The following is an 18,107-nucleotide window of genomic DNA, read 5'->3' on the forward strand; positions in this document are numbered from 1 at the left end:
GGTTATCCCCATCCCAAATATAAAGGCTTGCGTAGGGTAATGAAGATCCTCGTGCTGGAAGATGATCAGGAAACGGCGTCCTATATTGCCAGTGGTCTAATCGAGGAAGGGTACGTGGTCGATATTGCTACGGATGGGAAGGAAGGGTTTAAGAAGGCCATCAATGAGGTGTATGAAGTCTTAATTGTTGATCGGATGCTACCCAGTCTTGACGGGATCAGCCTGGTCAAAGGACTGCGAACTACGAATGTGAAAACCCCAGTACTCTTTCTCAGTGCCTTGGGTGGGATTGATCACCGAGTCGAAGGACTCCAATGTGGTGGTGATGATTATCTCACTAAACCCTTCGCCTTTTCGGAATTAAAGGCTCGAGTTGAGGCTCTGCGTCGTCGTCCGCCCATGTCAATGATTGAGACACGGTTGCGCGTCGGGGATCTTGAAATGGATTTACTCACCCGAATCGTAAAACGGGGAGAGGTGTGCATTGAGCTTCAGCCTCGGGAATTCCGCCTGCTCGAATATCTCATGCGAAATGCCGGTCAGGTGGTGACCCGCACCATGCTGCTCGAGCATGTATGGGATTTCTATTTTGATCCCCGGACCAGCGTGGTCGACACGCATATCAGCCGTCTGAGGATGAAAATCAATAAAGGCTTTACACAGCAACTGATCCATACCGTCCGCGGCACGGGTTATCGTATGAGTGCCGATGCGTAAGCTTCTACGGACGGCCAGTTTCCGATTAACCCTTTTCACCGCGTGCCTGTTTGCGGTTTTTGTGATCACCACATTTGTCGTTTCCTATTGGATAGCCGTCCGGTATCTACTTGAGCGTGTTGACGGAGAAATCACCTGGCAGATTCAGATGCTCGTCAAGGAGTATCAGGCCGGATCTCTTAATTCGGCGAATCCCGATCTGGTGGAACCGGGGACTTACCTTCTGTTGCGGGATAGCGCCGGAAGATCAATTGTTCAGAATTTGCCGTCAGGGGCTCCTGTCCGAAAATGGTTTCAGGAGCTGCCACCGAAAGAAATCCCGATTGATCATGCATCACATAAACTTCGCGCGCAGACGGTGTTGTTACCGGATGGCACCCAATTGACCGTCGGGCAGGATTTAAGAGATCTTGAAGCGGCGAAAGAATTTTTACGGCAAGCGTTTGGCTGGTTGTTAGCCGCTATTCTCATATTGGGGCTTGCCTGTGGAGCGATTGTGAGCGCCATTACTTTGCGACGTGTGGAAGAAATCAATCTCACTGTGGGGGACATCATTAATGGGCACTTTGACCGTCGTATCTCTCTTAAGGGAACCCATGACGAATTTGATCGGTTAAGTCGCCAAATTAATCTGATGCTGGCACAAATTGAAAAATTGATGGGAGGATTGCGGCAGGTTTCAATTGATATGGCTCATGATTTGAGGACTCCGTTGTCGCGGATGCGACAGAAACTGGAAGGAGCGCGTAACAGGGCGACCTCTCCGGAGGATTATGAGCAGGCTATTGATCAGGCCCTCAAACAAAATGATGAAATCCTGGAAACGTTCAGTGCCCTTTTGGGAATCGCACAGTTGGGCTCTGGTGCCTACCGGCAGAAATTTCATGAGATCTCACTCAGTGAAATCTTTGAAATCCTTGAAGAAACCTACGCCCCGATTGCCGAGGAGCGTCATCAAATTCTCTTTGCGACCATCCAACCAGACTTACAGTTCCATGGCGATAGCAGACTGATCACCCAAATGCTCGTCAACCTCATCGAAAATGCCATTCGGCATTCCCCGTCAGGTTCCAGAATCTCTCTCATCCTTTCTCAACGAATGTCCGGGATGACGGCCGTCATTACCGATACAGGACCTGGCGTTCCGGAATCCGAACGAGAAAAAATTTTCCAACGCTTTTATCGACTGGAAATGAGCCGAACCACAACCGGGAGCGGACTCGGCTTAAGTTTAGTGTCTGCGATTGCGGACCTTCATGGAATCCGTATCAGTCTTTCCGATAATCATCCAGGATTACGGGTAACATTGGAATTTCCTCTGCCCATTTCCCAGTCGTACAAAAAACCCTCAACCTTACCAATTCGTAATAATTTAAAGCAGCTTCGGTAAGATTCGTTAGTGTATAATTGAAGGACTATGACACGTTCGGATCCTTTTCCTATCAGATTGTCCTATACGCACCGGTACGAAGGAGGGGAATAAAAAAGCGAAGTGAGCACGATTTTCGGATTGACGATCAGAATACTTCCTCATACCAAAATTTACATCCCCGAAAATTCCGAACAATCCACGGCATTTCACTTCATCCTTGATTTCCCCGGAATGGGTCGCCTCAGTTTCCTCTCTCAACACATGAGTTAGGTGAGGGGGTACTGGGATGGGCGAAACTGCAGGCGGCAAGTTTATCGCACCGGATTTGCCCCTGAGAATCCCATGTATTCCATTGAGGTCTATGGTGTGGCCTAAGGGACTTGGTAACTCGTATGTTTATGAAAAGCCCATGTGGGTTGTGGTGTGATGTTCAAATCATCATGTCCGGCATAGGCATCTAGAATAATCAATTCCCCCATTCTGGGACTGTTCCTGTCTAAGCCCTTGTGTTTATGGAGGTTTTATATGCGACCACGTCGGGTGACGATATTGGATCTTGTGACGAAGGGGCCGACCAATTCTCTCTATGCCCGGGTCATGAATCAAAACCTGGCGAGTATTATGCCGCAGGTCGTTGGGGTGTGGTGTGAAGAATTAGGCCATGAGGTTCGTTTTGTCTGCTATACCGGTCGTGAAGATCTTCACCGGGAATTGCTGGACGAGACGGACATTGTGTTTATCGGGGCCTTTACCCGGTCCGCTCTGACCGCCTATGCCATCAGTAGCATGTTTCGAGCTCGAGGAGCCGTGACGGTACTGGGTGGGCCTCATGCTCGGAGCTACCCGCAGGATGCGGCCAAGTATTTCGATTATGTCGTAGGGTTTACGGACAAGAATCTCATTCAGGATATTCTAGTTGATTGTGCGCAGCATCGTCCGCTTGGTATGCACCTCGCAGCGCCCCGGCAGCCAACCGAGTTGCCGGGAGTGAAGGAACGCTGGAAATTCGTTGAGCCGACCATTGCCAAGGCGCCCACATCATTTAAAGTCGTCCCGATGATCGGCAGCATGGGGTGTCCTTATACCTGCGGGTTTTGTGTGGATGCCAATGTCGACTATCAGCCCTTGTCGTTTGACCAGATTAGTGAGGATCTCAAATTTCTTCGGACAAAGTTGAAGCGACCGATTGTGGCCTGGCACGACCCGAATTTCGGGGTGCGGTTTCAGGAATATATGAATGCCATTGAAACGGCGATTCCACCCAATAGTATTGACTTCATTGCAGAAAGTACCCTGTCGCTCCTGGCCGAACCGCACCTGAAACGCTTAAAACAAAATGGATTCAAGGCGATTTTGCCGGGTATAGAGTCGTGGTATGACATGGGCGATAAGTCCCGGACCGGTCGCCACACCGGACAGGACAAAGTTAGGCAGGTGGCCGATCATATCAATCTGATTCTCCGCTATATCCCCTATGTCCAGGTGAATTTTGTGTTGGGCTTGGATTCCGACAAGGGACCTGAACCGTTTGAACTCACCAGGAAATTTCTGGATTTAGCGCCTGGGGCCTTTCCGGCATTTTCCCTATTGACGGCATTTGGCCAGGCCGCGCCGTTTAATCGGGAATTGCAACGGGACGGTCGGGTGCTCCCGTTCCCTTTTCATTTTCTGGATAATAATCATGCGATGAATGTGCGGCCCAAACATTATGCCTGGCCGGAATTTTATGATCATGTCGTGGATCTGTCCCGGCATGCGTTTTCCTGGCCGATGATTGCCAAGCGGGTGATGCTGAATCGTGGCTGGGTTCCCAAATGGTTTAATTTCATCCGGTCGGTGTCGAGTGAAGGGTTTGGCCGGATCAAGTATCACACCAAGATCAGAGGACTGATGGATACGAATGTGTCGTTCCGAAAATTTCTGGAAGGGGAAACATCAGAGCTTCCAACGTTCTATGCAAGGAAAATCCGCGGAAAATTGGGTTCGCTCTTTGACATGCTTCCTGAAGGGGCCACGATGCATGATCATCATGCGTACCTTAATTCCTATCAGGAGCCGAGTCCTCCTCTTGTCGCATTAAACCCACTCCCCAAGGTAGAAAGCGCGGCTATATAAGAACAAGTCAGGACTGCATTATCGCATACCTCAGCCTCAGTCTTTCAGATGGCTACTCGGGGTTATGCGTGACTCTGGGATTTTCCACTTAGCCTTCCCATCCAGCAGACCAATAGATCGCCAACCTTAATAATCGGGAAAAATTCAAGCAGGTTTCTCAAAGATGAAGTCAAGAGGCCATACCATCGTGATCGCCAGGAACGAGACGCCCAAGATTGTCGACAAGGGTCGTGGCAATTTTATTCGCGTTCTTCGGGCCCGTGTTGATGACCATTTCGCGGGCAGGAATCGCCGTGATGATCTACGCCTGTATCTGAAATCAGCAATCGTCCTTATCTGGTTTTTTATCTCGTTTGGTATGCTGTTGGCCAGCTCAAACGGTGCATTTCAACTGCTTCTTTGTGTGTCAACGGCCTTCGCCGCCTGTGGGGTCGGATTCAACATCTTCCATGACTCGATCCATAATTCTTTTTCGGCCAACCCCACCGTCAACCTGTTCCTTGCACGGAGCTCCTGCGCCTTGTTAGGCGTCAGTCGGTATTTCTGGCGCCATAAACACAATGTTCTGCACCATAGTTATACAAATATCCTGGAATGGGATGATGATTTGGAGACCAGAGGGGCCCTGCGGATGAGTCCTCGGCAGGCTTGGGAAAAAAAATTCAAGCATCAGCATCTGTATTGCTGGTTTCTCTATGCGTTGTCCACGATCGAATGGATCTTCATTAAAGATTTTGTCCACTATTTCACGATGAGGATCAATCAATTTCAGAAGTATCCATCAATGTCGAGCAGAGATGAAATCGAATTCTGGACATGTAAAGCGATGTATTTTTCCGTGTTCATCGTCACGCCTTTCCTTTTTCAGCCGTTCTGGAAATGTGTCGTAGGTCTGGTGATTTTCCACCTCACGCTAGGTCTCAGTGTGACCTTGATCTTCAATCTGGCTCATATCATGGAAAAATCCGCATATCCGAAATCGCGAGGAGAGAATCCGCCTAACGTCGAATCCGAATGGGCAGTCCTCCAGCTAGCCACAACAGTAAATTTTGGAAGAAATAATCAATGCCTCACATGGTTTTCGGGGTGCCTGAACTACCAGATCGAGCATCATCTATTTCCTAAAGTGAGTCACACGCATTATCCGGAGATCAGCAAAATCCTCAGACGAACTGCCGCAGAGTTCCACATTCCGTATAATGATTTTCCCACCTATCTTTCCGCACTGAAAAGTCACTTTCGCACATTGAAAGCGTTGAGTGAGTTACCCCGCTTGGGTGTTCATCCTGTGCCGTCAACAGCTAGCTCCTCTTCCTGAAAGATCCAGGTCCTAATGGGTGAGTAGGAGTAGGACGATGAAAGAACGCATTATGGGGTCACAAATTTTGATGGTGTGTTGGGGCAACCCCGCCAAAACCAGAAGGAATGACAGAATCTTTGTGTGGCGGATGTATGAAGGACCGAATGGGGGAAGGCGGGACAGGTTGAATCCCCACAGTCCAAGACCTATAAAATGCGTTCGGTTGCACATGTGCTATAGAAAGACGTGAATGTGGAGGAAATCACATCGATTCTGAATGAAAATCCACTACCGGAATTACAGGTCCGTTTTAATTTTCTGCTGAGTTTGGGCATTATTCTTTTACTTTTTTCCTCTTCTTCAATTATCCCTCCTTTGTAAGAGGAGACCAAGGGAGGTAGGAACGGTTGATAGCTTTCCCGCCCCCAGGAGTGAAGACATCCTCAAATCCATGAAGAGACCATCTAAAGGCTTCAACATCCTTTACCCACATTATATTTCAGTGTGGTTATGAGCCCTGAGCCTGACAAAAAAGGCGCAGCGGTCAAGGTTCCGCCGCCACTTATTATTCTAGTCGTCCTGCTTCTGGCCTATGCTCTGGACTACGTGGTTCCCCTCAGGATTCCACAGTCATCGGTTTTAGATTTTGCCGGGTATGCATTGGTCGGGATTTCACTCTTACTCATCGTTATCACCTCAAGGTCATTCCGGCGTCTGAACATACACATTGAACCTTGGAAGCCAACTACGAAGATCATCACGACCGGGTTCTTTGGTATCTCACGCAATCCGATTTATCTGGCGTTGTGTGCCATGTGTATCGGTGTCGGCATGATTCTTCATAGTTGGTGGGTGTTGTTCGGCGCGATCCCTGCGGCCCTGTTGCTCTACCACTTCGTCATTGCACGCGAAGAGGCCTACCTTGAACAAAAATTCGGGGAAGCCTATGTGCAGTATAAAGCGCGCGTCAGACGCTGGCTGTGATCTCATCCGCTGGCTATGATCTCATCGAACAGCGATGTGAGTCATATTTTTGCGCCGTTATTAGAGCCCGTCATGTGCCGGAACACATCCGTTAGGCTTGCCATACCTACCTGTTTCTCATGTTATGCATCATATTCTGTCATGAGAATTAATTGTTCATTTCTACACGACTTCGATTCTCCATCGCTAGAATTTTTTCTGCTTTCACCACATACCTGAGTGGTCCTCCCGGTATGAGAGCATCAAAGGGATAACAGGTTGTTAAGATCAAAGTTTCCGCATCGTCATGATTGGCAAGGCGGCTGTGTCGGCTATCCACCACGGTGAGTGCCTGAACGGTATAGGACGTTCGATGTCCGGTTGGCCATTCCACATAAATGAGATCATTTTCTTGAAGATATTGCAGGAACTGAAAGTGAGTATCGCGATGTCCGCTCACCACGATGCTGCCAGGTTCACCAGGCTTCACACTCCCGGAAAGCTGCCCAGGCCCAAAGGCTAACGATGGTCCGCTGGCATCAGCCAGGATAATCTGGTCGATGCCGTGTTGCGGAACAATCAGTCGTCCCACCGGCCAGGTGTCCGCCCATGGCCAGGGCTTGGCTGGCTGTTGTGTCTTGAGAGTCTTACTCCAGGCCTGTTGCAAAAGCCATTGGGCGGCAATAGCCTTCATGGGAATCCACAGCCCCTGACCGATCAACCAGATTCCCAGGACCAACATCAGGCTTGCCAATACTCGACGCACACGCGGTGTTACGTCCGTGCAGCTTGTTGTCGCTTCCATAAGCATCCCATCCCGACCATGAAGATTCCTAACAACAGATAGAGCGTGGACGGTGTGGCTGTTTGTGGCCAGCCGAATATCGCCTCGTATTGCATGCCATGCGGAAGATTGGTCTTCATGGCCTGGGAATGCAGCGGTTGATCTTCGGCTCGGGCGGGGACCGTTTCTACGGCGACCAGGCTTGTGTACTTGCTCACGAGATGATGCCGCAGAGCCACGTTGATGACGGCCTGTCGGAGTTCCGTTTGCAGTTCGGATTGATCAGGTTTGGGTGATGAAGCCTATTGATCCATGAGTTGGGATATTTTTTGCCTGGCCCAATGGACCGCAATGCCCGACCGGGAAAGCCCGGTCGTGAAAGGCAGATTCCTTTTCCAGGGAACGGTTCCGTGCATCCCGGAAATGGTCAGATGGGCGGGAGGGGTTGTCGTTCGAAACGCGGCCATGAGCGGTTCGCCCGCATAAACATCCGGCAGTGGAGCAGGAAGGAAATCCCATGCCCCATCGGTGGAACTTTCCAGTGCGAGATTAAGAAATGCGGGTTGTTCGAGTTTCACAAACAGGCGATGCATCTTGTCTTGCACCTCCTGCGTGGTGCCGATGTAGGTAAAGGTGCCGCGGCCATGTCGCGCGGCCTTCCGCATGAAATGTCCGTTGGGAGCGGAGCCGATGCCGACGGTAAACAAGCGGGTCTGGCCGAGGAGACGTTGAAGGGTCGCGAATAATTCCTCCTCATTGCCGATCAATCCGTCGGTGATAAAAATGACCTGTCTGAGAGATGTCTGTATTTCTTTTTGATGAGACAATGTTTGAACCACAGCCGGAAGCATTTCCGTCCCGCCCTCAGCTTGAAGGCTGTTCACATACAAAATCGCGCGTTGAATAGCGCGGGTGTCAGCCGGCACCGCCTGCGGAAATAAATGTTTTGTGATGGAATTAAATTGAATGATGTTGAAGCGGTCCTTAGGCGTCAGACGAGACACGGCTAGGGTGAGTGCGGCTTTGGCCTGCACAAGGGATGCGCCTGCCATGGAGCCTGAGGTGTCAATGACAAAGATAACTTCGCGGCTAAGGTCCTCCGGCCCGGCTTCGATGAGTTGTGGGGGAAGGAAAAACATCAGACCGTAGGTGTCACCGTCGTGTTCCTCTAGAAACAGTTGAGTTTGGGCTTCATGGGAGGCTTGCGGGGTCCAGGCTAATTCGAAGTCGCGATCGGCAAATGTGGAAGGGTCGACCAGCTCAATGTGCGTGCGTCCGTTGGAATGGGTTTCAACATGAATCTGGTGAGTCTGGGACTCCACTCGATCAAGCAGGAAGCCGGGCGCCAGATCGAGATGAAGGGTAAAGGGATTGATGTGGCCTTGGTCAGGATGTTGGACCGGTGGCGTAATCCGTGACGCATCGGGAACCTGATCGGTGTTGACGGCCCATCCCAAACCGGTTGTATGCAGTTGTGCCTCGACCATAGACAGGGGAGTGCCCGGGATATAGCGGGGCCCGACCACCATCGGAAACCGGAGAGAAAACCGGCCCTGGTCGTACCGGACCGTATCCTGAAATTCAATCTCCACAATGATGGGTTCCCCCGGTGCAAGATTTGCCACGGATGCGGTAAACACATTGGGTCGTTCCTGCTCCAGCAAACTGGCGCGCTGTCCCTTGCGCTTGGCCTGTTTAAATGTTTTCCTGGCTTCGGCCCGTTCTTGAATGATTCCTTCAATCATCCGGTCGCCGATCCGCATACGCAGGTGATCGACGGCCGCTTGTTCGGGTAACGGAAAGACATAGATGCCCTCGGCCCATTCCGCACTGGGATTGTGAAAGGTTTGCGAGACGGTGGTGCGCACGATCAGCCCGCTGATGGTGGTGGTGACATGGGTGGAGACGGTGGGGGCGGGGAGAGTTGTTTCCCCGGACATCGGGCGAATCATCAAGCCCGGTTGCAGGTCCGGTCCGGCCTTGTGAGCTGGTGCCGTGACTTGAGATTCCAGAGGTTGAGCAAAAACAGGAGGAAGGCCCAGGCAATCCACCACACTGCCGGTGAGCCAAAACGCCAGAGGCAGAAGAAGTTGCTTCCAGTAATTCATACCTGCTCCTTTATGGTCGTGAGAGGTCCTTGTGAAAACTGTCCGTCAGGGCGGGCCCGGGCTGACCCACAGCGTGGTGGGCCAACCCGGGGTGAGAGTCTTAGGGAAGGGACTCGACCGTGATGAGTGGATCGGAAGAGACAAATTCCTCCCGAATATCCTCCGGCAAGGAGACTTCGGTGTCCGTAGAAGCGATTTGTGGTTCGTCAGTTGTCAGAACCATTTCTTCCGCAGCCGGGCTGTCCGTGTCCGCAGGAATCATCGACAGTTGGAGTTCTTCTCCTTCTGTGGTTGAAGCAGGGAGTAACGCCACATGGGCCCGCCGGTTTTGTTCAAAACATTCCGGCGTCTCTTCCTGGCAGATCGCTCCGTCTTTCCCCAACGTGTCCACCTGGACGTCGTCCTCAGGAATGCCAAGCGACAGCAGGTAGGTTTTCACGGACTGGGCTCGCTTGAGCCCCAACGCACGGTTATAGACATCCGGCCCCTGAGCGTCAGTATGTCCCACGATCTGAAGGGTGCCGCTCCATCCTTCCGGCCTGCTCTCCATCTGGATTTTAAGATTGTCCTTGGCCTCGTCGGATAAGGTCCATCCGTTAAATGCGAAATAGACATCCGTCTCTGCCATCGGCGGGTTCTCACCCGGTCCGGGGATCGGGGTGATCTCCTCGGTCAACGGCTCTTCAGCCGAGGCCTGGCTCACTGCCATCGGTTCGTAAGAAGCGGGTTGCCGTTCGGTGGAGGTAAACGCACTCGCCATTTGCCCTTTATCAATTCCCTGAGAAGCCGTGGCAGGCAGCGGGACATCCTCGGAATACATTAAGAGGCCGCCTATACCAATGACCAGAATGAGTAAGCCGGAGGCCAGATAGACAATTTCCTTGGTATCCGTTGGACCGGCTCCGGTCTCAGGGTTTGGGCTCTCCGTGTGCTTCTGTGATACGGGTGGCTGAGAAATTTTCACGTTCATGTCTGTCTCCTTTGTGAAGTCGTTAAGTAGTCGTTGGTATGTCCGATCGTTTTTTTTCGCGAACTCTTTTGATAATCCGCTATTTGGCCCCTGTAACTGTTCACCTCCTTTCCGGTTGCGAATGCGATTGTTGAAATGGTGCTATCGCAAGGGGCTTGCCATGACGATGAAAAGAAAAAGATGTTGTAAAACAGTGGCTTATGCGTGATGTGAGGGTGGTCGGTTTGCGGGGATTGCGGGGACGAATGAGTGGATGCGGGGATATCCACGCATCGTCTATTAAGAGAGAGGAGGCTCTGGGGTTATTTCTCCGCCGTATCAGCAGGGTGGGTGTTATTGCGAATTTCTGTAATGCCGGGGTTCGTCCCGGCAGCCGACCCACTTTTGTTTCGGCAAAAGTGGGCAAAACCAGTGACGCCCCGCCCGAGCTCATTGGATTGCTCGGACGCGGGGAAGGGGGAGACGGGCTAACTCGCAGGGCTCGAACAAGCCCGGCAAGAAGAAGAGCGTCCGATCATGGGGACGGGCGGCAGGCGTCGGACCAGCGGAGCAATCTCGTACCTCAACACTTCCTTATACCCGCTAAGTTGTTGACGGCGTGATTTTCTGTGTTGCCGGGTTTCGGCCCGGCAGCCGAGGTCCTTTTGTTTCGGCAAAAGGACCCAAAACCAAGTGACGCCCCGCCCGCCTGTATCGGATTGATCGGACGCGAGCGAGGGGGAGACGGGCTAACTCGCGGGGCTCGAACAAGCCCGTCAAGAAGAAGAGCGTCCGATCATGGGACGGGCGGCAGGCGTCGGAGTTCTCAACTAAATTGTCAATCTGAGCCATTGCGAAAAATCTGTGCCCAGCTAGATGATTGTCTTCGTGCTGGAAAAGAGGCAGTGTGGATTTGATTGTTATGTTTCGGCCTCGAAGGTTTTCCAAAAAACACAAATCTTTCCTTGACTTATTTCAACGATTATTAAATTATCTCCTGCCTTGGGTTCTTATGGAAACTAAAGTGTTTTCCAGGCTTTGAGCGCATCCAAAGAAGTGGCAAATCCGATCCCTTTGCGGATTTTCCTAAACGATTGATTGTGTGCCATCCGGTAGAGGACTGAAAATATGTTATTTGAATGGGAAGAAGAGGTAAAAGGATTCAAGCCTGTAACTGGAATGAATATAGTAGATTCGTTCGGTGGGTGCGAGAAGGACCTCGAAAACTATTTAAGAGAGATTATTGGAGACCTTCTTTTTCCAGAATACCTGGTGTTTGGCAATGAACGCAGTTTTCAGAAGGAAGCAGACCTGTTCGCGGTCAATAGTAGCGGCGACCTAGTAATCTTTGAGCTTAAGGTAGATGGGCTATTTGACCGTGGGAAAATTTATCAAGCGTTGGATTATGCACAACATTTTTCATTCTGGCGCTACAAAGAAATGAACGGCCATTTCCAAAAATGCTATCCCAAGCGAGACGAATTGATGGATGCTTTTGAGGATCACTTCGGTTTTCGTGTCGATCGTACTGAATTCAACAAGAAACAAAAGGTCATTGTAATTTCTCATTCGTCCTCAGAGGATACGGGAAGGGTTTCTAGGTACTGGAAGGGATTGGGTCTCGACATAGAAGAATACTTCTATCGGTTCTATGCGGTGTCTGGAAAGAGGTATTTTGAAATATCAAATGAACTGTGGTTTCAGCAAAATTCCTACAATTGTTGGATCAATACCTGCATGCGTTACATCCCCAAAGCATATTTGGATATGGTGAAGGGAAAGAAAGCGGCCACTTATGGCGACCGCCGTAGCATTATCGGACCGTGGATGAATAAGTCATACATATTCCTTTATCACAATGGCTATGGAGTCATTGGGGTTGGAAGGGGTACTGCAACAATACAGGAATTTTACAATAAAGAACTTCAAGCCGAGGAGAGATCCATTAAATTGAGCAACTTTATAAGTGGTGTTGACTCTGTAACGGGAGATATAAATACATTGCTTCCATCTGGCAAGATTAAAGAGCTTCTACAGCGAGATTTCTATTTTCCTAATTCATTAGTAACACTGTCGGAACTTGAGGCGGAAAAGCTATATAAAGAATGCAAGAATAACTTAATTATGATTGAACAAGACTGAGCAGCACCGGCAATTCCCAACAAAACCTGCCTCAGGCAAGAAAGAGAAACCTACAACTGACATCCCATCCCTAATTACAATGCGGGGTTTCGCCCCCGCGCGACGAGCCACCTTTGTTTCGGCCAAAGTGGCCAAAACCAGTGCCGCCCCGCCCGCCTGTATCGGATTGATCGGACGCGAGCGAGGGGGAGACGGGCTAACTCGCGGGGCTCGAACAAGCCCGCCAAGCAGAAGAGCGTCCGATCAGGGGCACGGGCGGCAGGCGTCGGAGTTCTCACCTGAATGGTCATTCTGAGCCACCGGCGAAGAATCTGTGTCCAGCCCGACGATTGTCTTCGCACTTGAAAAGAGCCCAGATGGATGTAAGCGTTTGGTTTCGGCCTAGAATAATTTTCGAATAAACGCAAATCTTTCCTTGACTTATCTCGACGATTATTAAATTATCACCTCTGATTTTAGAACATTTAGAGAAGGCTTTTATTATGGGCATGCAGTCCGGTGAATGAGCTTTGTGTGTTGGGAGGGGAGACTTGTTAAAAGCCATGTGTTTGCCCCGAAGGAGGCACTTCAGACCAGAAATTCGATTGTCCCCGACGAAAGACGTTTTCCCACAAAAGAGAAGGTTGCCGATTCACCTTTCGAGCCCATCAAAAAAATTTCAGTTATGAGCGACGAATCTAAAGCGATTGAAGAGATAGCGAAGACTGCGGGAAAGGCCATTGAGGCTGTGCTGAAACTTGGTGGATTTTTATCTAAATACGTGGGTGGGTCGACTGAACAAGCAATGGGTATCGTTGAGGACAAGCTCAAGTATCTACGATGGGAGCGTCAAATCCGGCTGATTGAACGTGCGGACAGTTTTTTAGCTGAGAGGGGGTTGCGACAACCTAGTCGGAATGTGCCCTTGCAGTTAGCCATTCCACTAATTCAAGGTGGTTCGCTGGAAGAAGATAACACACTTCAAGATCGATGGGCGGCTTTATTAGTCAACGCCGCTGATGCTTCCTCTCATGTTGAGGTTCGACGGGCTTTTGTCAGCATTTTGGAGGACCTAACTTCACTCGACGCATTGCTTCTAGAAAAAATCTACGCAGCAACCTTTGTTCCAGACTTCGAGGCAGAAATCTGGACAACTCATTTGCCCGAATGTGTTACTGATGAGAAACCCAATCAGGAGAATCTCCGTCCTTCGAGTCGCGTGGAATTATCCTTAGGTAACTTGACACGGCTAGGACTTATTACTCCCGAAATGACGTACGGCGGAATTGCAATCTTTAGCAAAGTGCACAGAACTGTTCTTGGTCGTGAGTTCCTGAGAGCCATTTCCCGGGGACGATGATGGGTAATCCGTAGTTCTATGTGGAATGTAGACAAGCTGCAGACTTGACCTCAGAAAACTAACATTGTTAGGAGCCATTATGGATTGGAAACTAGCGTTAGCAATGGGTGGTTGGCTGTTGGCATTTGCACAATTCTCTTTCACTTACAAATTAACTAGGAAAAAGAACGAAGATGAATTGCTTGAAAAGACGCTTGGTTACTTTGAGCGCGGAACACAGGCGAGATCAATAGCTATTAGTTTGGTTGAAGGTATTTGGTTGAAAAGCCAAAAAACTTGGACATCATTCTTCCTGTACTTATAGGGCAAGCAAATTTTCTGATGACAGAATCTGAAGATTATGAGCAGGAAAGTAGAAATTTAATACGCCTACTTACGCTTATCGAGAAATGCATGCCATATGCTGCAGACGTAGGAAACGAAACTGCAGAAATATCTCAAACTCTGCTTTCTGGAGCACGATTAAAAAAGGGCACAAATGTATCTAATGTTACCTTGAAGTATTGGTATGCAAGGTTTAATGATGGAAATATGGCAACATTTGAAGCCGAAACTGCAGGCCTAGAGATCGCGTCAACTCGAATGCCTAAAAGTTGCGCCGCTTCCCACTGAACCTTTTGGCTCCGGCTATGCGAATCTGAAGGCATACAGCAAGTCTCTGGGACATCTTAAATCCAGAACGATGAATTTCTTAAAGAGGTGTTCGAGCAATTCGGACTCATTCATCTTGAAGTGCCAACGCTTATGGCGTTTTCCTTAAAAAATTTAATGGCGTACTATACGGTCAGAAATTTGCAGATCCGGCTCTCATGCGGATCCGTATAAACATTGTTAGGTATCTAAATACCTGTGTTTCTAATCACTTGAATGTCAATGATGTGGGCACGTGACAACCGAAGAAAAAAGGCTAATTCATGAAATCCGACATCTCTACAAAACTGGCAACCGAAACAGCTTACTTCAGCCAACTAATCGCAGACATCAAAAAAGGGGAAATCAAGATACCGCAGTTTCAACGAAAATTCGTCTGGAAAGATGATCAAGCGTTAGACCTGCTCGATTCTGTGGCAAATAGATATCCGATTGGCAGCGTTCTGCTCTGGAAAACGGTTGAAAAGCTTAATGCAGCTAGGGATATAGGTAGTTTTCGTTTACCCACCACTGACGAAATCACGCCGACGAATTACGTATTGGATGGTCAACAAAGGTTAACAGTAATGTACTCCTGTCTTGGAGCAAGTGAAAGCGAAGGCGGTTATACTGCAGCTTATGATCTTGTAAACGAAATCTTCATTGAGATCAAAGGTCCAATATCCAGACCAGAAATATTCCCTCTTCGGAAGATGTTCAATACAACCAGCTTATTGAATTACCGAACATCGCTCCTCAATTTACCAAATGCCGCCATTCTGCAAGAGCGACTCGACGATATTATTTCCGCATTCACTCAGTACAAACTACCAGTAGTTACACTCAAAGATCTAACAATAGAGGAAGTTTGCCCAATCTTCGAAAGAATAAATAGCTCAGGTACTAGATTGTCTACATACGACCTCATGGTTGCAGCCACGTGGGCTGAAGACTTCGACTTGAACGAGAAGGTTGCCAGTGTATTATCTGCACTTGATTCGAAGGGGTACGGAAGCACGGAGCGCTCGACCATCCTTAAGGCATTATCAGCCGTACATTCTGGATCTATTCAAGACAAATCGCTTCGTGAACTTCGAAATCTTTCGACAGTACAGATTGAAAGTCTCGCCGAGCTCACCGAATCCGCACTTAGGTCTGCAGTTGATGCACTTAGTACTCAATTCCTAATTCATAGTTGGGATTTCTTGTCGTACGAAGCCGTATTGCTTGTGGCGACATACATTTTCAGAGATGCCAAGGAATTATCGGCCCTGCAGGCCAATCGTCTAAGGCAGTGGTTCTGGCGTGCCTCGTTCGGAGAACGCTATAAAATTGGTGGAGAGAACTTTGTTTCGCGTGACCTAGAGGTGGTGAAGGCCTATGTGCTCTCTGGTGATGGCAATGGTGAGCAATTTGGCCTGGTGCCGAATTCAAAGGATTGGGGAAATATTCAGTTCAAGAGCAATGTATCTAGGTCAAGGTCATACATCTTAGCTTTGGCATCCGCTGCTCCAAGAAATCTCGCCAATGGTATGTCAATTGACGTTCAAAGTGCCCTTTCAGGATACAACAAGAAAGAGTACCACCATGTTTATCCAAGAGCCTATCTGAAAGCTATTGGAGAACCACTAGAGTCCAACGCCTTGGGAAACATCGTGATGCTCACGTCCACCTCCAATAAGACTATATCCGATAGTCCGCCTTCAAAGTATGTCCCTGTAATAGTTGCGGAGCTTGGCAAGGACGCTGACGCAGTGTTCATTTCCAATCTTCTTCCCAAGCCCTCATCTTTCAATTACAAAAATGCGAATTACTCTGACTTTCTTGCGGCGCGAGGAAAGATCATATCCGACCATGTCGCTGGTCTCATCTCTTAGTGAGGGCCGTGCTTCGGGTCAGGTCTTGCAATATGACAGTGGATTGTCACCTATTGAAATAGCTGAGTGAGGGCAAAAGGGGATTGCATGATTGCAAGACTCGCTTCTAAAAATGACCCCAGAAACTTCCTACTTTCTTTTCCTCCCTTTCCCTGACCGACGCCTGCCGTTCGGCCCTATGATCGGACGCTCTTATTCTTGGCGGGCTTGTTTGAGCCTGGCGAGTTAGCCCGTCTCCCCCCTTCTTCGCGTCCGATCAATCTGATAAGGCCGAACGGGGCGTCAATGGTTTTGACTACTTTGGCCGAAACCAAAGTAGTTCGGCTGCCGGGCCGAGACCCGGTAACTATTCAATTCCTTTCAAAATTTTACAGTCGGTGCAATTATCGTTAGGCTACGCTACAGAGATCGTTTAGCCTTTTTGCCCTCTTTAGGTATGATCTGAAAAATGGGCTATGTCGTGAGAAACTAGAGTGAATGGAGCGGTATCGTGGCTGTTCAATTTCCAGAGCTAAGTAATGAGTTAATCCAATTTATTGGTGAACAAAAGATCTTTTTTGTGGCCACGGCTGCGCCGGATGGAAGAATCAATCTCTCCCCGAAGGGCCAGGATTCGCTTCGTGTGCTCAACCCTCACGAAATTCTCTGGATGAATTTGACCGGGAGCGGGAACGAAACGGCAGCCCATCTTTTGGAATCCAATCGAATGACGATGATGTGGTGTGCCTTTGAAGGGCCGCCATTGATTCTTCGGGTCTATGGCACAGCACAAGTCTTTCATCCGAGGGATGCTCGTTGGGCGGAGTTTTCGACTCAATTGCCTTCTACCACAGCGACGCGGCAGTACTTCCTGGTGTCTATTGATCGGGTGCAAACCTCCTGCGGTCATGCCGTGCCTTTCATGAACTACGTTGAAGACCGCCATATCCTTTCGACGTGGGCTGAGAAGCAGGGCGAAAAAGGGGTCTCGGCCTATTGGCAAAAGAAGAACCAGCTCAGTATCGACGGAAAGCCGACAGGGATTTTTGGTTCTGAGGGTGATTAGAATGATGATGGACTCCGCAAGCAAGGATGAAGGATGAGTGAGGGGTTGCTCTATTATTTGGCCTATGGTTCGAACCTCCATCCTATGCGGTTGCGGGAACGCGTGCCTTCTGCCGAATTCATTGGTGTGGTTGAGTTGAGACCGTATCGACTGGCTTTTGAGAAAAGGGGTCAGGATGGATCGAGTAAGTGCAACCTGGCCCCCACGGGTGAAGAATCCGATGAAGTGTATGGGGGCATCTATCACATAGATTCAGCCCATAAACCCATGCTGGACCGATTCGAAGGCAAGGGGAAAGGTTATCACGATAGCCAACTCCCAGTAGCACTTCATGGGAAAGAGTACGCCTGTTTTACCTACCTGGCTCAACCATCCTACATTGAGCATAACCTGAAGCCCTATCATTGGTATAAAACCCTCGTTGTGTTGGGTGCCAAACATTTACGGTTTCCCACTGCCTACGTTCGTTCCATCGAATCGATCGAGTCAGTTGAAGATCCGGACGAAGAAAGACGGATGCAACATCAAAGATTGATCGAGCGAATTCGTCAATACTCCCAATCATAACTCAGGAAATTTGACGCCTGCCGCCCGTACCGATCGGACGCTCTTTTTCCTGACGGGCTTGTTTGAGCCCCGCGAGTTAGCCCGTCTCCCCCTCCTTCGCGTCCGGTCAATTTCATGAAGCAGGGCGGGGCGTCAATGGTTTTGGGTCCTTTTGCCGAAACAAAAGGACCTCGGCTGCCGGGCCGACACCCGGCATCTT

The 18,107-nt window shown here is 49.5% G+C and carries 17 protein-coding genes; 13 read left to right on the forward strand and 4 right to left on the reverse strand.

Going from position 1 to position 18,107, the window contains the following annotated elements:
• The first annotated feature begins 39 nt into the window (after window positions 1–39).
• The 5 genes from ACWHYD_RS06685 (at window position 40) to ACWHYD_RS06705 (ending at window position 6,488) form a co-directional block, all read left to right on the forward strand.
• Window positions 40–717, forward strand: a complete 678-nt coding sequence (locus tag ACWHYD_RS06685) for a winged helix-turn-helix domain-containing protein (protein WP_447965138.1) — start codon at window positions 40–42, stop codon at window positions 715–717.
• Window positions 710–2,107 (forward strand): ATP-binding protein, encoded by a 1,398-nt coding sequence (locus tag ACWHYD_RS06690; RefSeq protein ID WP_447965139.1) that lies wholly within the window; start codon window positions 710–712, stop codon window positions 2,105–2,107. The genes ACWHYD_RS06685 and ACWHYD_RS06690 overlap by 8 nt, the downstream gene beginning before the upstream one ends.
• A 507-nt stretch (window positions 2,108–2,614) precedes the next feature.
• Window positions 2,615–4,204 (forward strand): B12-binding domain-containing radical SAM protein, encoded by a 1,590-nt coding sequence (locus tag ACWHYD_RS06695; RefSeq protein ID WP_447965140.1) that lies wholly within the window; start codon window positions 2,615–2,617, stop codon window positions 4,202–4,204.
• Window positions 4,205–4,367: 163 nt separating this feature from the next.
• Complete coding sequence (locus ACWHYD_RS06700) at window positions 4,368–5,522, forward strand: fatty acid desaturase family protein (RefSeq protein WP_447965141.1); 1,155 nt, start codon at window positions 4,368–4,370, stop codon at window positions 5,520–5,522.
• A 492-nt stretch (window positions 5,523–6,014) separates the two neighbouring features.
• Window positions 6,015–6,488 carry a methyltransferase family protein gene (locus ACWHYD_RS06705; protein WP_447965142.1) on the forward strand — a complete coding sequence of 158 codons (474 nt, stop codon included), beginning with the start codon at window positions 6,015–6,017 and terminating at the stop codon, window positions 6,486–6,488.
• A gap of 148 nt (window positions 6,489–6,636) precedes the next feature.
• On the opposite strand, the gene ACWHYD_RS06710 is transcribed toward ACWHYD_RS06705, so the two are convergent.
• The 4 genes from ACWHYD_RS06710 to ACWHYD_RS06725 all read right to left on the reverse strand — a co-directional run bounded on the left by ACWHYD_RS06710 (window position 6,637) and on the right by ACWHYD_RS06725 (window position 10,329).
• The gene (locus tag ACWHYD_RS06710; RefSeq protein ID WP_447965143.1) at window positions 6,637–7,272 is read right to left on the reverse strand and encodes a class GN sortase; all 636 of its coding nucleotides are present in this window, start codon (window positions 7,270–7,272) and stop codon (window positions 6,637–6,639) included.
• Window positions 7,242–7,469: a hypothetical protein gene (locus ACWHYD_RS06715; protein ID WP_447965144.1), complete on the reverse strand. Its 228-nt coding sequence runs from the start codon at window positions 7,467–7,469 to the stop codon at window positions 7,242–7,244. Before ACWHYD_RS06715 ends, ACWHYD_RS06710 begins: the two co-directional genes overlap by 31 nt.
• Before the next feature lie 84 nt (window positions 7,470–7,553).
• On the reverse strand, window positions 7,554–9,359 hold the full coding sequence (locus ACWHYD_RS06720) for a marine proteobacterial sortase target protein (protein ID WP_447965145.1): 1,806 nt from the start codon (window positions 9,357–9,359) through the stop codon (window positions 7,554–7,556).
• Between the two features lie 100 nt (window positions 9,360–9,459).
• Complete coding sequence (locus ACWHYD_RS06725; RefSeq protein WP_447965146.1) at window positions 9,460–10,329, reverse strand: OmpA family protein; 870 nt, start codon at window positions 10,327–10,329, stop codon at window positions 9,460–9,462.
• Between the two features lie 200 nt (window positions 10,330–10,529).
• Here ACWHYD_RS06725 and ACWHYD_RS06730 point away from each other — a divergent pair, with 200 nt between their 5' ends.
• The 8 genes from ACWHYD_RS06730 (at window position 10,530) to ACWHYD_RS06765 (ending at window position 17,908) form a co-directional block, all read left to right on the forward strand.
• Window positions 10,530–10,931 carry a hypothetical protein gene (locus ACWHYD_RS06730; RefSeq protein WP_447965147.1) on the forward strand — a complete coding sequence of 134 codons (402 nt, stop codon included), beginning with the start codon at window positions 10,530–10,532 and terminating at the stop codon, window positions 10,929–10,931.
• A 505-nt stretch (window positions 10,932–11,436) separates the two neighbouring features.
• Entirely contained in the window at window positions 11,437–12,450 is a 1,014-nt protein-coding gene (locus tag ACWHYD_RS06735) for a hypothetical protein (protein ID WP_447965148.1), read from the forward strand.
• A 664-nt stretch (window positions 12,451–13,114) separates the two neighbouring features.
• Window positions 13,115–13,789, forward strand: a complete 675-nt coding sequence (locus ACWHYD_RS06740) for an Abi-alpha family protein (RefSeq protein WP_447965149.1) — start codon at window positions 13,115–13,117, stop codon at window positions 13,787–13,789.
• A gap of 79 nt (window positions 13,790–13,868) precedes the next feature.
• Window positions 13,869–14,093: a hypothetical protein gene (locus tag ACWHYD_RS06745; RefSeq protein ID WP_447965150.1), complete on the forward strand. Its 225-nt coding sequence runs from the start codon at window positions 13,869–13,871 to the stop codon at window positions 14,091–14,093.
• Between the two features lie 17 nt (window positions 14,094–14,110).
• Window positions 14,111–14,401: a hypothetical protein gene (locus ACWHYD_RS06750; RefSeq protein WP_447965151.1), complete on the forward strand. Its 291-nt coding sequence runs from the start codon at window positions 14,111–14,113 to the stop codon at window positions 14,399–14,401.
• Window positions 14,402–14,703: 302 nt separating this feature from the next.
• Window positions 14,704–16,296 (forward strand): GmrSD restriction endonuclease domain-containing protein, encoded by a 1,593-nt coding sequence (locus ACWHYD_RS06755; protein WP_447965152.1) that lies wholly within the window; start codon window positions 14,704–14,706, stop codon window positions 16,294–16,296.
• A gap of 490 nt (window positions 16,297–16,786) precedes the next feature.
• Complete coding sequence (locus tag ACWHYD_RS06760; protein WP_447965153.1) at window positions 16,787–17,341, forward strand: pyridoxamine 5'-phosphate oxidase family protein; 555 nt, start codon at window positions 16,787–16,789, stop codon at window positions 17,339–17,341.
• A gap of 33 nt (window positions 17,342–17,374) precedes the next feature.
• Window positions 17,375–17,908, forward strand: coding sequence for a gamma-glutamylcyclotransferase family protein (locus ACWHYD_RS06765; protein WP_447965154.1), 534 nt, complete (start codon window positions 17,375–17,377; stop codon window positions 17,906–17,908).
• Window positions 17,909–18,107: the final 199 nt, after the last annotated feature.

This window comes from Nitrospira sp. Ecomares 2.1, from assembly GCF_965152585.1.

Bases quoted from the DNA above. Each gene is read 5' to 3' on its own strand.
- ACWHYD_RS06745 (WP_447965150.1), top strand. From the start codon at position 13,869: ATGGATTGGAAACTAGCGTTAGCAATGGGTGGTTGGCTGTTGGCATTT.
- ACWHYD_RS06700 (WP_447965141.1), top strand. From the start codon at position 4,368: ATGAAGTCAAGAGGCCATACCATCGTGATCGCCAGGAACGAGACGCCC.
- ACWHYD_RS06720 (WP_447965145.1), bottom strand. From the start codon at position 9,359: ATGAATTACTGGAAGCAACTTCTTCTGCCTCTGGCGTTTTGGCTCACC.
- ACWHYD_RS06765 (WP_447965154.1), top strand. From the start codon at position 17,375: ATGAGTGAGGGGTTGCTCTATTATTTGGCCTATGGTTCGAACCTCCAT.
- ACWHYD_RS06705 (WP_447965142.1), top strand. From the start codon at position 6,015: ATGAGCCCTGAGCCTGACAAAAAAGGCGCAGCGGTCAAGGTTCCGCCG.
- ACWHYD_RS06750 (WP_447965151.1), top strand. From the start codon at position 14,111: ATGACAGAATCTGAAGATTATGAGCAGGAAAGTAGAAATTTAATACGC.
- ACWHYD_RS06690 (WP_447965139.1), top strand. From the start codon at position 710: ATGCGTAAGCTTCTACGGACGGCCAGTTTCCGATTAACCCTTTTCACC.
- ACWHYD_RS06730 (WP_447965147.1), top strand. From the start codon at position 10,530: ATGCGTGATGTGAGGGTGGTCGGTTTGCGGGGATTGCGGGGACGAATG.
- ACWHYD_RS06725 (WP_447965146.1), bottom strand. From the start codon at position 10,329: ATGAACGTGAAAATTTCTCAGCCACCCGTATCACAGAAGCACACGGAG.
- ACWHYD_RS06740 (WP_447965149.1), top strand. From the start codon at position 13,115: ATGAGCGACGAATCTAAAGCGATTGAAGAGATAGCGAAGACTGCGGGA.
- ACWHYD_RS06710 (WP_447965143.1), bottom strand. From the start codon at position 7,272: ATGGAAGCGACAACAAGCTGCACGGACGTAACACCGCGTGTGCGTCGA.
- ACWHYD_RS06735 (WP_447965148.1), top strand. From the start codon at position 11,437: ATGTTATTTGAATGGGAAGAAGAGGTAAAAGGATTCAAGCCTGTAACT.
- ACWHYD_RS06685 (WP_447965138.1), top strand. From the start codon at position 40: ATGAAGATCCTCGTGCTGGAAGATGATCAGGAAACGGCGTCCTATATT.
- ACWHYD_RS06695 (WP_447965140.1), top strand. From the start codon at position 2,615: ATGCGACCACGTCGGGTGACGATATTGGATCTTGTGACGAAGGGGCCG.
- ACWHYD_RS06755 (WP_447965152.1), top strand. From the start codon at position 14,704: ATGAAATCCGACATCTCTACAAAACTGGCAACCGAAACAGCTTACTTC.